This is a genomic window from Streptococcus bovimastitidis, from assembly GCF_001885095.1.
Classification (GTDB): Bacteria; Bacillota; Bacilli; order Lactobacillales; family Streptococcaceae; genus Streptococcus; species Streptococcus bovimastitidis.
The window spans coordinates 26,998-40,594 of the sequence record NZ_LZDD01000001.1 but is presented as its reverse complement, the minus strand read 5'-3'; the positions used below and the strand labels follow the sequence as shown (position 1 = coordinate 40,594).

14 protein-coding genes, 1 tRNA gene and 1 pseudogene are annotated in these 13,597 nt (G+C 34.0%); 4 read left to right on the top strand and 12 right to left on the bottom strand.

The window, feature by feature from the left end:
- Positions 1 to 3 precede the first annotated feature (3 nt).
- The 3 genes from A9Q68_RS00215 to A9Q68_RS00205 form a co-directional block, all read right to left on the bottom strand.
- On the bottom strand, positions 4 to 534 hold the full coding sequence (locus tag A9Q68_RS00215) for a DapH/DapD/GlmU-related protein (RefSeq protein ID WP_071792639.1): 531 nt from the start codon (positions 532 to 534) through the stop codon (positions 4 to 6).
- Positions 535 to 798: 264 nt separating this feature from the next.
- Positions 799 to 1,347 (bottom strand): helix-hairpin-helix domain-containing protein, encoded by a 549-nt coding sequence (locus A9Q68_RS00210; protein ID WP_071792638.1) that lies wholly within the window; start codon positions 1,345 to 1,347, stop codon positions 799 to 801.
- Between the two features lie 21 nt (positions 1,348 to 1,368).
- Positions 1,369 to 1,623: a DUF1912 family protein gene (locus A9Q68_RS00205; protein ID WP_037593334.1), complete on the bottom strand. Its 255-nt coding sequence runs from the start codon at positions 1,621 to 1,623 to the stop codon at positions 1,369 to 1,371.
- Between the two features lie 253 nt (positions 1,624 to 1,876).
- Here A9Q68_RS00205 and A9Q68_RS00200 point away from each other — a divergent pair, with 253 nt between their 5' ends.
- Both A9Q68_RS00200 and A9Q68_RS00195 read left to right on the top strand, forming a co-directional pair.
- Complete coding sequence (locus A9Q68_RS00200) at positions 1,877 to 2,302, top strand: MarR family winged helix-turn-helix transcriptional regulator (protein WP_071792637.1); 426 nt, start codon at positions 1,877 to 1,879, stop codon at positions 2,300 to 2,302.
- A gap of 15 nt (positions 2,303 to 2,317) precedes the next feature.
- Positions 2,318 to 3,688, top strand: coding sequence for an MATE family efflux transporter (locus A9Q68_RS00195; protein ID WP_071792636.1), 1,371 nt, complete (start codon positions 2,318 to 2,320; stop codon positions 3,686 to 3,688).
- 89 nt (positions 3,689 to 3,777) lie between these two features.
- On the opposite strand, the gene A9Q68_RS00190 is transcribed toward A9Q68_RS00195, so the two are convergent.
- The gene (locus tag A9Q68_RS00190; RefSeq protein ID WP_071792635.1) at positions 3,778 to 4,593 is read right to left on the bottom strand and encodes an MBL fold metallo-hydrolase; all 816 of its coding nucleotides are present in this window, start codon (positions 4,591 to 4,593) and stop codon (positions 3,778 to 3,780) included.
- A 12-nt stretch (positions 4,594 to 4,605) separates the two neighbouring features.
- Entirely contained in the window at positions 4,606 to 5,817 is a 1,212-nt protein-coding gene (locus A9Q68_RS00185) for an MFS transporter (protein WP_071792634.1), read from the bottom strand.
- A gap of 237 nt (positions 5,818 to 6,054) precedes the next feature.
- On the opposite strand from A9Q68_RS00185, the gene A9Q68_RS00180 reads away from it, so the two are divergent.
- Positions 6,055 to 6,125 (top strand) — tRNA-Thr (locus A9Q68_RS00180).
- A 330-nt stretch (positions 6,126 to 6,455) separates the two neighbouring features.
- On the opposite strand, the gene A9Q68_RS11030 is transcribed toward A9Q68_RS00180, so the two are convergent.
- Positions 6,456 to 6,590, bottom strand: coding sequence for a hypothetical protein (locus A9Q68_RS11030; RefSeq protein ID WP_276204026.1), 135 nt, complete (start codon positions 6,588 to 6,590; stop codon positions 6,456 to 6,458).
- 25 nt (positions 6,591 to 6,615) lie between these two features.
- Positions 6,616 to 7,446, bottom strand: coding sequence for a CPBP family intramembrane glutamic endopeptidase (locus A9Q68_RS00170; protein ID WP_071792632.1), 831 nt, complete (start codon positions 7,444 to 7,446; stop codon positions 6,616 to 6,618).
- 219 nt (positions 7,447 to 7,665) lie between these two features.
- On the opposite strand from A9Q68_RS00170, the pseudogene A9Q68_RS00165 reads away from it, so the two are divergent.
- Positions 7,666 to 8,845 (top strand): annotated as a pseudogene (locus A9Q68_RS00165) (IS256 family transposase); the annotation flags it as partial.
- 86 nt (positions 8,846 to 8,931) lie between these two features.
- On the opposite strand, the gene A9Q68_RS00160 reads toward A9Q68_RS00165, so the two are convergent.
- Genes A9Q68_RS00160 through A9Q68_RS11115 form a run of 5 tightly spaced genes read right to left on the bottom strand, consistent with a single transcriptional unit; the run spans position 8,932 to position 12,912 of the window.
- Positions 8,932 to 9,708, bottom strand: coding sequence for a DUF1295 domain-containing protein (locus tag A9Q68_RS00160; protein WP_071792631.1), 777 nt, complete (start codon positions 9,706 to 9,708; stop codon positions 8,932 to 8,934).
- On the bottom strand, positions 9,701 to 11,467 hold the full coding sequence (locus tag A9Q68_RS00155; protein ID WP_071792630.1) for a DegV family protein: 1,767 nt from the start codon (positions 11,465 to 11,467) through the stop codon (positions 9,701 to 9,703). Before A9Q68_RS00155 ends, A9Q68_RS00160 begins: the two co-directional genes overlap by 8 nt.
- A 1-nt stretch (position 11,468) precedes the next feature.
- Complete coding sequence (locus A9Q68_RS00150) at positions 11,469 to 11,864, bottom strand: DUF2177 family protein (protein WP_003104934.1); 396 nt, start codon at positions 11,862 to 11,864, stop codon at positions 11,469 to 11,471.
- On the bottom strand, positions 11,864 to 12,664 hold the full coding sequence (locus A9Q68_RS00145; protein ID WP_071792629.1) for a TspO/MBR family protein: 801 nt from the start codon (positions 12,662 to 12,664) through the stop codon (positions 11,864 to 11,866). The genes A9Q68_RS00150 and A9Q68_RS00145 overlap by 1 nt, the downstream gene beginning before the upstream one ends.
- Before the next feature lie 47 nt (positions 12,665 to 12,711).
- Complete coding sequence (locus A9Q68_RS11115) at positions 12,712 to 12,912, bottom strand: helix-turn-helix domain-containing protein (RefSeq protein ID WP_420806773.1); 201 nt, start codon at positions 12,910 to 12,912, stop codon at positions 12,712 to 12,714.
- Positions 12,913 to 13,597 lie beyond the last annotated feature (685 nt).

The window sequence follows — 13,597 nt, the reverse complement described above, 5'->3', positions numbered from 1 at the left end:
ACCTCAACTTTCTGGGTCTACTTCTTTAAGGATTTTGGCTGGGACGCCACCGACGACGGTATAGGCTGGGACGTCTTTAGTGACGACCGCTGAGGCCGCGACGACGGCCCAATCGCCTACGGTTACTCCTGGGAGAATGGTGGCGTTGGAACCAATCCAGACATGTTTGCCAATGACGATAGAGTCATATGAGTTCTTGCGGTTCTTGCTTGGTTCTAGGGCATGATTGACGGTTGCCAGTACCACATTGTGGCCAATTAGACTACCTTCGCCAATATGAATGCCTCCTTGATCTTGGAAATGACAGCCCGAGTTGAGAAAGACATTTTCTTCAAAGGTCGTGTTTTTGCCAAAATCCGTATAGAAAGGGGGGAAGACTCGGAGACTGTCTGGCACTTTTTGGCCAGTCACTTGTGACATCAGGTCTCTGATTTCTTCAGGACTATGATAGTGGCTGTTGATTTCCATGGTTAAGGCGATAGCTTCTTCAAACAAAGCAGAATCCTTAAAACTCGTATAGCGACGTTCAATCATTTCTTTTCCCCCTCTTTTAAATACAAAAAATCCCCATCTAGCTAGAGCTAGACAGGGACGAATATGCTTATCCGCGGTACCACCCAGATTCACATATCCGTGTGATATGTGCAACTTTGTTATTGATTATGTTAGCCTCAGCAACACCTTCTGACATCTGTGCGGGTTTCTCAATACTGCCGCTTCCTGTAACAGACAAACTCATTAGGACTCTGATTACTGTTATTCTATCAGATTAGCAGCTTTTAGGCAATCATGGATAGCTTATTTTTTAAATTTAACGCCATTTTCAACTAATTTATCAATGGTTCCTTGACCAATTCCGTTGATATCAAGAACTTCTTGTTCTGTCCATTGTTTGAAGTCAGCTTTCGATTTGATGCCTTCATGGTAGAGCATTTCAACCAAGTCAGAACGAATATCTTTCACTTCTTTAAGGTTTGAGAAGTCCTCAAGGCTCAACTTGCCATCAATACCAACATTTTCTGTTAGTGTTTCAACAGTTGCTGGACCGACACCTTTGACTTCAAGCAAGTCATCTTCTGACATGTCTTTTAATTCATCAGTTGATGTGACACCTTTGTCGTAAATGTTTTCAACGGCGTCTGAACGTACACCTTCTAATTCTGGTGTTTCAGCAAATTCAGCTAAAGTTGGTTTTTCTGTAATTGTAACACTTTCCGCATCAGTAGGGATAGCTGTGATATCGGTGTTAGCATCAAGGGTAATCACTTTTGGATGCTCTTGCCCAATAATACCTTGACGTTTTAATTCTTGTTTCAATTCTTTTTTACGATTTTTTACTTTAGCCATAATTCTTTCCTACTTTCTATTTTAATAGTTTCGTTTTCCAAATAAATCATCCGGCATGTCGTGGAAGGATTTACCATTGTGATAATTGTCAAATTTGCCTAAAAGAAATTGATAGGCGTCTAATTTACTTTCATAACGAATGAAAGCATCTTTAGCACGCTCGTCTCCATCTTCCTGAGCAATTTGTTGACTTGTCGTCATTGCGACTTGATTGACTTGAATCTGCGTTTGGACCCATTCTTCAAAGTCTTTTATAAATTCTTTTTCGAAAGACATAAAACCTTCCTTCCTCAATTGATAGACAAATTATATCATAAGTAGGCAGAGAGTGCTATTATTAGTCATTGGAAAGGCTTACATGTATACATGCGCCTTTTTCTGTATCTATAAGAAACCCACTCATATCAATATATGTGTGGTCACTTTTAAAAATTAAAATTTTTTCTCTTTTTTAAATATTTCTATCGAAAAAGATAGGAAGCTATGTTATAATAGGAGCATCATTTAGATAGGAAACTATGCAATTGTCATGTATAAAGATCATATTGGAATCTTAATCAAAAAAACCAGTCAAACTTTTGATAAGACTGCTAGTCAGATTTTAACGCCAAAAGGCTTGACACCTAGTCAGTTTAAAATCTTAAAATACGTTACTTTAAGACCTGAAGCCAGCGTCCGACAGATTGATATTGAAAATTACTTTTCTATGTCAAACCCAACTGTCACTGGTATTCTTCAAAATCTTGAGAAGAATCAATGGATTTATCGGCAATGTCACGCTGAGGATAAACGTTCAAAGGTCATCATGTTAACCGACAAGGCTAAAAATGCTAGTCTTTTTATTTTGGAAACAAGTGGTCAAATTGAAGAAAGCTTTACTGCTGCTTTGACCGATTCAGAAAAAGAGATTTTACGCCACTTATTAAATAAATTACAGAAAAATCATCAGGAATAGAATAGCGAGGTAACAATGCAAGCAAACGATTTTCAACTAAAACCCATTCCCCAACTCCTTTTTAAAATGGCTATGCCAGCTATCACAGCCAATTTAGTCAATTCCCTCTATAATATCGTCGACCAAATTTTTATTGGGCATAGCGTTGGCTATTTAGGGAATGCAGCGACCAGTGTGGCTTTCCCTTTAACCATTCTCTGTCTTGCCTTTGGCTTAACCTTCGGTCTCGGTGGAGCTGCTAACTTCAACCTCTCTTTAGGTCGCGGACAAATGGACAAAGCTAGTAAAGTAGTCGGCAATGCTGTATCCCTTTCTGTCCTCTCGGGTGTTATTATTGCTGCTTTGATTATCATCTTTTTGAAGCCATTGCTGATCATTTTTGGTGCCACAGATGCGACCATGGCTTATGCCCAAGACTACACTTCCATTACAGCCTTTGGTATGCCTTTCTTGCTTTTCACCTTTAGTGTCAATCCACTGATTCGTGCTGACGGCAGTCCCAACCATTCTATGTTGGCCATTATCTTTGGGGCTGTCCTCAATACCATTTTAGTGCCTATATTTATCTTTGTTTTTGGCTGGGGAATTAAAGGTGCAGCCTTTGCGACCTTAATCAGTCAGATCCTCTCAGCTCTTTATATGGCACTCTATTTCCGTCATTTTAAATCAGTTAAATTGGTCGGCAAGGACTTTAAAATTAGGGCTGATATCTTCAAGGCTATTGTTTCGGTTGGTTCTTCTTCATTTATCTTCCAGTCTTCTATGTTACTGATTCAAATTGTCAGCAATAACATGTTGCGTCGTTTTGGTGCCGAGTCCATTTATGGTAGCGATATCGCAATCGCTGTGGCTGGTATTGTCATGAAGATTAATAGCTTATTTATTGCCATCATTATCGGACTGGTCCAAGGGGCTCAGCCGATTATCGGATACAACTACGGGGCTAAAAATCTTGAACGCGTCAAAGAAACAACTGTCTTGCTCCTGAAAACAGCAACCATCATTTCTGTTATTGCTTTCTTCAGTTTTGAAGTTTTCACCCGACCATTCTTAGAACTCTTTGGAACTGGATCCAAACTTTATTTTCAGTTTGGCATCATGTATTTACGTGTTTTCCTCTTCTTTGTTTTTGTCAATGGTATCCAAATTGCATCAACGACTTTCTTCCAAGCCATTGGTAAAGCCAGAATTGGTGCCTTTCTATCCTTGATGAAACAGGTCATCGTTCTTCTACCATTACTCTTCATTCTGCCGCATTTTATGGGAGTTGAAGGAGTCATGTATGCTGCTCCTATCTCTGATTTCATTGCCTTTGTCTCAGCCTTTTACTTCTTAAGACGTGAATTCAAACGCATGCCGCATGATCTAAGAGCTGATGAAGTCTAACCGTAAAAACAAATCAACGAGCGAAAAAGCCAAACTCTTTAATTGAGCTTGGCTTTTCTGATGTTTTCTTGTTAAAGATTTAGATAGTTTTACTTTTTAACTAAGTCTAAGCCTTCACCGACATTCAAGGCATGAACACGGTCTGGGTTAACCACATCTTGACGCAACTGTTCTGGGTTACCATTAAAGGTATTCCAATCTGGTGCATCAATAGAACCCCAGTGAATGGTCACTAAATCAGCATTTGGATAGGTATTAGCTTCTTTAATGGCGCCATCATACGTGATGTGCCAGTCATTGTCACTAAAATCAAAGAGAATCATATCTGCCTGAGGCATTTCTAAGTGCTCTGGCATCAATTTTGTATCAGATGGCAGCCAAATGGTCCCATCTGCAGTTTCAACCCAGAAACCCACATATTCTTCTTCTTTCCACTCACGATAATTGTACTTAGACATGCTATTTTGCCAGTTGTGGCGTGTTGGCGTTGTGGTAATCTTAATATCGTCAACCATGAAGCTTGCGCCGACAGCATGTTCTTCTGTCGCGAAGCCTTTCTCATTCATGACTCCTGCCACGTGTGTTGGGGCATGGTAAGTTTTTGTAACTGCTTTGCAATTTTCCAATGTCTCAAAACTCAAATGATCATTATCAATATGTGAAATCAAGAGCCCGTCGATTTTGGGAATGGTTTTGGAATCAATTGGCATGTCAATTAACAAGGGCATGTCAAAGCTATCAAGTATTGGGTCAATGAGCAAAATGGTTCCACGACTGTTAATCATGATAGAGGCATTGCCTAACCAATAAACTTTGGTACCTTCAATTTTGTCGAAGGCTGAAAGGGGGAGGTTAACGGTTTTTTCAGGCATTGCTTGACCTGATGGGCTAAATGTTACTGACATAGGATTCTCCTTTTAAGCTTTGCCTTTCTTGTTGGCATAGATAACCGCAAGGCTACCAATGGCAATTAAGGCCAGGAATATAAATAGACTTGGATAGTAAGACTTGGTGAAGTCGTAGATGAAACCAATGGCTGAGAAGGCGATGGCTGCACCTAGGTTTGAGGCAAATCCAATAAGTGGGTAGGTTTTTCCATAATCATTAACACCATAGATATGACGCGTGATTAGCGGAGTGGCAACGGCTAGAATACCAAAACTTGCACCTAATAAGAAAGCACCTGGCATTAAGAGGCTCGGTGTTTTGCCGATGATTAGCAATAGAATACCGAGTGTTAGGGCAAAGATTAGTACAAAGTTGGCCTTTATAGCTCCTATTTTATCAGAAAGGAAACCAACTGCCAATTTTGAAAGAATATTGCCAAGCATGGCCATGGACAATAAACTTGCTCCAACAGTGACATCTAAGTTGAGGGTTTCCGCAAATCCTGGGAAGTGCTGGGCCATACTAGTGATGAAACTTAAGCTGACACCAAAGATAATCATAGCAATTAAGGTGCTGTTGATTTTAAAGTTGCTAGTTGGTTCTATATCTGTTAATTCGTCAACCACTTCTTCTTTTCCTTTAAAACCGTAAGCTGTCAGTCCTTCTTGTCTTGGGTCTAGTTTGAAGGGGAATAGCAGAGCAGGCAGACAGAAAGTTAAGAAAATTAATGCTTGTACCAAGAAGGCAAATTGCCAACCCTGACTTTGAATCACTTTTGCCAGTATAGGCGAGATTAGTGCGCCAATGATACCGCTAAAGCTTAAGGTAATACTGGTCGCAAGACCATTTTTCTCATTAAACCAGAAGTTAATGATATAAGTCAAAGTCATGATAGAAAACATCCCCGTGCTAAAGCCACGTAGGAAGCTGAGCAAATAAAATTGCCATAATTGCGTGGCCATACCCATCAAAGCTGTTGAGGCAAAACCTACAGCAATTGAGACCCACATCAATAACTTGAAGGGAACCTTTTCCAAAAGTTTGATGACAAAGAGTCCCGCAATGGCTGTTACGATTGAAAAGATGGTCATATGAAAGGCAAATGAACCACGATAAATGCCTAATGCTTCCGACACAACTCCATAAAAAACACCAGAAGTGTTAATGGAAACACCAATTGTCGCGGCTGATAAACCACATAATGTTACTAAGACCTTCCAGGCTTTATGTCCAGATGTCATATGTTTTCCTCCTGATTGACCATCCCTATTTTATTAAGGATGGCTTTTTTCTTTTACTTTACCATAATTAAAATGCCTAAACAATTTGATTTGACCCAATTTGTAACTAAATTTCACAAATTTAGCATTTTCCTCAAAAGTGTGAAATTGAATTTCAAAAAAAAGCATTTTTGTGGATGACTTTTTGAAAAAATAGTCTTGCACCCAAGTCCAAATTATAGTAATATAGATAGAGTAGCCGCTATAGTTAAATGGTATAATAAAGCAATGGTAATGCTTCGTTCCGAGTTCGATTCTCGGTGGTGGCAGATATTTTATAAGTACAAACTCTTATTCTATAAGGGTTTGTTTTTGTTTTCTTCCAAACTTGGTCTACTTTTGGTCTACATCATTTCTTTGTTTAAGTATCTAATACATCAACAACTTATTTTTGTTGACTCATCTCAACTTCTGCCATTAAATGACCATACGTCCTAATCAGAGAGATGTAGTTAAAAACCTTGATTTTAAAGGTTTTTTAGTTATTTTTCATTATTTGTTCTAAATTTGTTCTAGTAAAGTCCTTTTTTAAAACTAATTTTGAATAATTAAATCTTTATTAATAAGGTACTAAAAAAAAAAACGCTTTAATAAACGTTTTAAAAAGCATCATATTTTGTACTGTTAGTATCAATAACTGTCTCAACCTTTGTTCTAAATTGTCCTTTGATGGCTGTGACTATTTGTCCTGATATAGCTGTGATACTAGCTTTTTCCGTACTGACTGTAGTCACAATTTTATTATCTTCATAAGTCTTATTAACCTCTCTTAAGTTCACTGTATCCGTAGTAAGCCACAAGACTATAGCCCAATAGTGCTATTAGTGATGATTCAATTCCAAATTGACCACCAGTTATTAAGAAGGACTTTGTTCTTAGTAAATAGTGACTAATGTTATAGGGATCGACTTTAGTTGATATTGTAAAGATACCACTAATAATCACACTATTCCATAATGAATGAACTAATGCATTATTCCATACAGTTTTACTCTCATAAGCAATAAGTGAAAACATAACACCTACCATTGTTCCAGCAAGCATCACTAATAAAATACTTAAAAGATTAAATGACATCCCAATGATATGAACTAGTCCAAAAAGTAAGGAGGGAATAACTATTGAAATCATCATTCCCCACTTTTCTTTAACTAAGGTCATGATAATACCACGAAAAACCATCTCCTCTACAAAACCTGCACCAAAACCTGTGAAAAAGATTCCTCGACTAATGACTGCTAAGGTTTCTAATGTGGACTTGTGAGTTGAAATAATGTGACCAGGAATAGATAGATAAATAACTGTAACCACAACTGGTAATAATAAACCAATGATGACCCACTTCCACTTTACATGAAAATGTCCGATTCCAAAGTCATTTAAATTCCGATGAAAGAATTTTATCACGAATTGTTTCAGTAAAAAATAAGTTAAAAAAATATAAATGATTCCAGATATCGCAATTGAAATAAATTCTGGAACTTTAAAGAGAACTAACAGTGTTTCTATTAATTCAGCTGACACCTGTGAGAAAATGAGTATGAGTATGGATCCTATTATTCCTAAACTAACTTTTTTCGTCGTTAACAATTGATATCTCCTTATTATTTTAACTGACTAGCGTGATCAAAATCTTTTTTATCAGTATATAATATTGTTTTTAATAAAACAAACGATTTCTCATCATATACATCATTAATGGTGATTTTAGGTAGTGTAAAATATATTGTCTAAAAACAAAAAAGGAATAAATCCTGTATAGTATACTTACAATATTTCGCTAGAATGAGATTTATTCTCATGACTTAGTTTAGAACAGAATTACTTAACTTCCTAGCTCAAAATTAGATATTGAAGAATTCATTCGTTCCTCTTTAGTAATAGCTATGAATGACCTTTTGTAGCTTGAACTCCCAGCTTTCCTTGGAAATGAGCTATATGAAAAAAATTACAACTCTGGTAATAGACGTAATGGGACTAATTATCGACAGTTTGAAACGAAGTAGCGGCAGTAATTTTTATAATCCTAAGATATCGACTCGGTAAATTTTCATCAGTTAATCACCATATTATGCTAAAAGATATGGTGATTAAACTCTTTCAGACTGGCGTTACGACACGCGAAATGAGTGACATTACTGAGCGCATGTATGCTCACCATTACAGTCCAGCAACTGTTTCAAATATCACAAAAGTGTCCCAAGAAAGTGTCTCTGCCTTTCATGAACGATCACTTCAATCTAACTACTCAGTCTTGTATTTAGACGGAACTTACTTACCCTTACGACTAGGTACGGTCAGTAAAGAATGTATTCACATTACACTTGGTATCATACCTGAAGGGTATAAATCAGTTCTTGGCTATGAGATTGCCCCTAATGAAAACAATGTCTCTTGCTCAGATCTTCTTAAGAGGCTACAAAATCAAGGACTTAAGCAAGATTCTCTAGTTGTTACAGGCGGTTCTACCGGTGTGGATCAAATCATCCAACAAGCCTATCCAATGGCTAAACAGCAACAGTGTCTGGTTCACATTGGTCGTAATATTTCCAGTAAGGTCAAACGGATAGATAGGGCACCTATTCTAAATCAGTTCAACCAGATTTATCGTGCCACAAATTTACAGGAGGCTTTTAAATTATTAGAGCAATTTGTTTCTGAGTAGAAACCTGATTACAAAAAGGTCATGGCATCACTTTAAACAATGGAAAACCTCCTAACTTTCTATCAATTTCCACATCACATTTGGTCTAGTATTCACACTACAAACTTGATTGAATCACTCAATAAAGAAATCAAGCGACCAAACAATAAGAGGGTGTTTTCCCAAAATTAAGAAGCCTTAGAACGATGCCTTGTAAGTATTTTCGAGGACTATAATATTAAGTTCGGAGCTCGTATTCATAAAGGATTCGGAGCATGTTTACTTTTATATTTTAATTTGAGCTTTGAATTGCCATTCATTTTCTTAATTTTTACTGATTGTTAAATTCTATTATTTCGAGAAAAACATAGCAAAGCAAAAAGAGAAACAAACTATTTCTTGTCTCTCTTTATTCATCTTGTGTGTAAAGCCTAATTTTTCGATTTTTGAGGGAGCGGGAAAAAAACACTTGTACTGTTTTTATACTCTTCCCAATCCTGTCTACCTTCGTATTTCCTTTCAAGTAGTGGGACCCCAGATACAAACCTAACTAAAAGTGTAATCACTAAAGGACTAAAAATGAGCCACACATTATTTAGATTGGAAATAGATATAATATAAATTCCCCACCATTGTATTGCTTCTCCAAAGTAGTTTGGATGCCTTGTATATGCCCAAAGTCCAGATGTCATTAGCTCCCCTTTATTTTCGGGTTTTGACCTGAAGTCTTTTAATTGTTTATCCCCTACCGATTCAAATATAAATCCAATAATCCAGAGAAAAATTCCGTTAATTGTTAAAATTGAAATTTTTGCATTACCTGTTATATTTACATATATTACTGGTAATACGACTATTATACACAACACAAATTGGACTAAATACATCCTAAAAAAGAAATAAAAATCAAAATATTTTCCCTTATAATTTTTTCTATAGTCATCATATCTAAAATCTTCTTTAGTTTTAATATTTCTCTTTGCTAAATGGAAAGTTAGCCTGCTGCCCCAAATAATAACAAGAATAGTCATTAATAAACCAGAATATGTCTTATTATTCGATATTAAGTAGGATATTACTGAGGACAATATAAATGCAGCTCCCCATAGTACGTCAAGTAAGTCATGCTTGTTTTCCCTCTTTCCAATGAAGAAAACGAAAATGAAACTAATTAAAACAATTCCAACTGTTAAAATATATTTATTCATAATTCTCCTTTAATTGATAGCCTATTGCTACACTTCCATCTCCAGAAAAATTTTCAGTAATTGAAGATATTTCTGAAATATATAAGGGTGAAAATCCTAATATTTCTATTAATACTTTCTCCAATTCTCGAACCTTCTCAAAATTATTTACATGGACTAAAGCATAGGATTCTATTTTATCCTTATTTATTTTTATTTCGTTTAATAAGTTAGAATAGTTTCTCTTGTTTGAAAACGCCGCCCTTTTTATAATTCCATTTCCTTCTTGATCTATAGAAACTAATGGAAGAAATCCTATTTTTTGAAGGAACCATCCTATCCTCTGATTTAGTCTTCCTGATTTTACCATACCATCCAGATTTTTTAGGCTTACAAAAATCTTAGTTCTTTTTATTGAACTTTCTAGAAATTTAATAAGTTCACTATATTCAATTCCTTCTTGAATTTTTTTAATCGCATGATATACTACTAAGCCTTCAGCCACAGAGTTTAATTTTGTATCTACTATTTCCAATGAAATATTCGGATTAGACTTATTATATTCTAAATATCTCTCAAATAGTCCTGACATTTTAGATGAGACTGTCAAAACAATGGTATGCTTATGTCTTTTAATAATAGGATTTAAGAATTTCTTTATCTCTTCAATATTAGGTTGTGAAGAAGTAGCACTTTTAATATTTGACATATTTTTGGGAGCAGTCCTCTTGTCTTGATATGAAACTCCTTCGATTATCATATTTAGGGGTAACATATATGCAAAATCTGGTAAATCATCTAATGGTAAATCTGCAATGCTATCTATTACTATTCCGATCTCTGAATCAGACACTTTTGTAAGTCTTTGTTGTAAAATCATATCATCTGCTTTAACTTCAACAATATCACCAAATTCTCTAAATATATCAATTAACTTTTGCGGATCATTAGTATGGATATGGGTTCTTCGGTACGTTTTATTCTCAGTTATAACTATAGAATCTCCATATTTTTTAAGAATATCCTTAAAGTCTTCTTTCTGAACACTTTTTTTATTTTTTAATAAAATTTCAGTACAATACTTGTAGTTATCAACAATATGATAATCATGTGTTTTTATATGTGTTTCTCTTATTATTTCTATATAATCATTGTTAGTTTTATTAGCTTTTTTACCTTTTATTCCACTAATAAATCCCTCTACGAAATACATAAATCCAAGTGCTCCAGCATCTACTTTTTGACTACCTACTTTTGTCTTCATCTGATACTTTGTTTTTTCTACAGTCTTCTGTAATTCTTCGTATGATTTCTCAAAAATTGATCCTGTTCCAATTTCATTATTTTTAAATAACTGTAAGCTTGCTGAAAAGTCCGAGATTGCAGTTAAAATTGTTCCTTCTACTGGATTTTCTAATGAGTCGTATGCATACTCTGATCCAGATTCGAAACAATTAATTAATTCTGATAAATGTAAACTTGTAGTGTCAGGACATTTATACTCAAATCCTTGAAAAAACTGTGAAAATATTGCACCAGAATTACCTCTAGAACCTTTGATAGCTGCATTACTTACGGATTTTAGTATATCTTTTATATTTTCTTCTTCACGAATTTCTTCCCTTATTCTCTGCATTAAATGAGATAGATTCTCTCCAGTATCATTATCTGGTACAGGAAAATAATTTACTTCATTTAAGTAATCTTTATTAAGCATTATTTGTTCTGTTGCTAATATAAAGGCATTATAGATAGAACTACTTGTTATGATATCTTTCATCTTACAATCCTAATATATTAATTATTTTTATTGAAATTCCTGTTGTTGCAGCTGTTACAAATGAACCCCAAATTAAATCAACGACTGTTACTATAGTTGGCCACCCTTTAAGAGTAGCCATATTTGTCAAGTCGTATGTTGCATACATAACTAGCCCTAGAAATGCTCCCATTAGAATCCCTTTTAATATATTTCCACTCTCAGCTGTTGGATTTACAATAAATATTAATATAGCTGAAACATATAATAGATAAAAAATGATTGCTGGAATAAAATTAACTTTATCAGCCATTAAATGGCCAATATTATTTTTATAAAATTTCGGTGCAACTAGTCCAAGCCATGCAGCATCAATTAGTAAAAAAACTCCAAATATTATTAAATATCTTTTTATCATTATTTGTCCTCTCTTTTAACAACACAGAAATTGTTTCGATTAAATTGTAATATCGAAACTAACGTTAATACTACGATTCCAATTATTATAACTGGGTTAAGATACGTACCATAATCTAACTTTCCAGCTAATCTTCTCGTTTCCATCAGTATTCCAAAAAAAGCCCATGCAACAGGTAAAGTATATATAGCATTATTTATCTTAGTATTTATTAAAATTACTATAATAATTGAAAGAGCTAAAACTGTAGGTGCCAAAACTGTTTGAGAAATCCCAAAACCATTCCATCCCATTCTTACTAAATAAGCTGCAACATTTACCACTGAAGCTATAGTCAACCATCCCGAATAAAGCCCAAATGTAATTCCTATAAGTCTGTAAGGTATTTCACTCCTATGTTCATCTAATCTTTTACTAATAGTAGTCAAACTTATAAGTAACAAAAAAATAAATATAGTAGAAATTCCTATTTGTTCATAAGAAAAACTTACAATCCACAAGATATTAAATAAAGAGCTTAGAAGAAAAGTAGGAGTAAAAATATTAATTAGTTTATTTACCTTTGAATCTTTCTTTTTTACTATCATCATAGCTAATGTAAGTAAAAGTAAGGTATAAATAATACCCCATATTGAAAAAGTAAATGGAGCAGGAGTAATTAGATTATGATACTTATCGGAAACTGCTTTTTGACTCATTCCGTTAATATATCCGAATGAACCTAAAGCATTAAATGCTATAGTTATAATGAATGCAAATAGATTAATCCAAGCTTTGGTCTTTGTGTTTAAATTTTTCATTTTAAATCTCCTTAAATAAATTATTAATTCATTTTCTTGATATAATGTTATCCATTATAACAGGTTTTATTAAAATGAATTATCTCTATTTCATTCAGATTGTCACTAAGTTTTATTATTTTATCTAATACAGAAAACTTAGGAATTACTCTACCCTTTTCATAATTATTTATAGCTCCTTTGGTCACACCAATTTTGTTAGCGAACTCAGTCATGGAATAGCCATATTTTTTTCGGATTAATTTGATTTTTGAACCAACACGTTGTTTATATATTTTTACGTCATAATTTCTATAACTTTCAACTCGTATTAATTCAAAGAAGTTAAAAAGTAATACTTTTATAATTACAACATAATTTATTTCTTGATTTTTTACATCAAATGTATAATTTAATTTTTAATTATATTATACCAAATTATAAGGAGGTTTGCTATGGAACAAACAAAACAATTATAGAAGCTACTAAATCACTTTTAGAAAAAAATTATTGCTATTTCTTCTGAAGAAAGTATGAAATATAATACAAGTGGAAAAGAAGGTTTAAAAATTACAGTCTCAATTAAAGTTTTATATTCATCTATTTTTTAGATTAAACCCAATTTAAAGTTAGAAATATAGCACCTTCAATTTCTTAATCAAATTTAAAAATTAAAAAGGAAAACAAATTAAATTTTAAAAACTTGATAATTGGTATTTATAACTCTCAGTTGATTTTTTCTTCTGAAGATGTATTTATTTCTAGAGATGAATCTATTTCTAGAAACACAGAAGGAACTAATTGAAACAAAAAGTGAAAATAAAGCATAAACCATTTTCAAAACATTTTACACTATCCCTTAAAAAATGAAGATCGATTAATTCGCATTATTCATAATTATACGATTCTCTTTCCGTTTTATATCGCTTATTATAAAAATCTTTTAATTCGCTC

What these genes read in the sequence shown, in the direction of transcription:
- A9Q68_RS00195 (WP_071792636.1), top strand. Translation starts at nt 2,318, where the DNA reads ATGCAAGCAAACGATTTTCAACTAAAACCCATTCCCCAACTCCTTTTT.
- A9Q68_RS00155 (WP_071792630.1), bottom strand. Translation starts at nt 11,467, where the DNA reads ATGAAAGATATCATAACAAGTAGTTCTATCTATAATGCCTTTATATTA.
- A9Q68_RS00150 (WP_003104934.1), bottom strand. Translation starts at nt 11,864, where the DNA reads ATGATAAAAAGATATTTAATAATATTTGGAGTTTTTTTACTAATTGAT.
- A9Q68_RS00210 (WP_071792638.1), bottom strand. Translation starts at nt 1,347, where the DNA reads ATGGCTAAAGTAAAAAATCGTAAAAAAGAATTGAAACAAGAATTAAAA.
- A9Q68_RS00205 (WP_037593334.1), bottom strand. Translation starts at nt 1,623, where the DNA reads ATGTCTTTCGAAAAAGAATTTATAAAAGACTTTGAAGAATGGGTCCAA.
- A9Q68_RS00190 (WP_071792635.1), bottom strand. Translation starts at nt 4,593, where the DNA reads ATGTCAGTAACATTTAGCCCATCAGGTCAAGCAATGCCTGAAAAAACC.
- A9Q68_RS00145 (WP_071792629.1), bottom strand. Translation starts at nt 12,664, where the DNA reads ATGAAAAATTTAAACACAAAGACCAAAGCTTGGATTAATCTATTTGCA.
- A9Q68_RS00160 (WP_071792631.1), bottom strand. Translation starts at nt 9,708, where the DNA reads ATGAATAAATATATTTTAACAGTTGGAATTGTTTTAATTAGTTTCATT.
- A9Q68_RS00215 (WP_071792639.1), bottom strand. Translation starts at nt 534, where the DNA reads ATGATTGAACGTCGCTATACGAGTTTTAAGGATTCTGCTTTGTTTGAA.
- A9Q68_RS00200 (WP_071792637.1), top strand. Translation starts at nt 1,877, where the DNA reads ATGTATAAAGATCATATTGGAATCTTAATCAAAAAAACCAGTCAAACT.
- A9Q68_RS00185 (WP_071792634.1), bottom strand. Translation starts at nt 5,817, where the DNA reads ATGACATCTGGACATAAAGCCTGGAAGGTCTTAGTAACATTATGTGGT.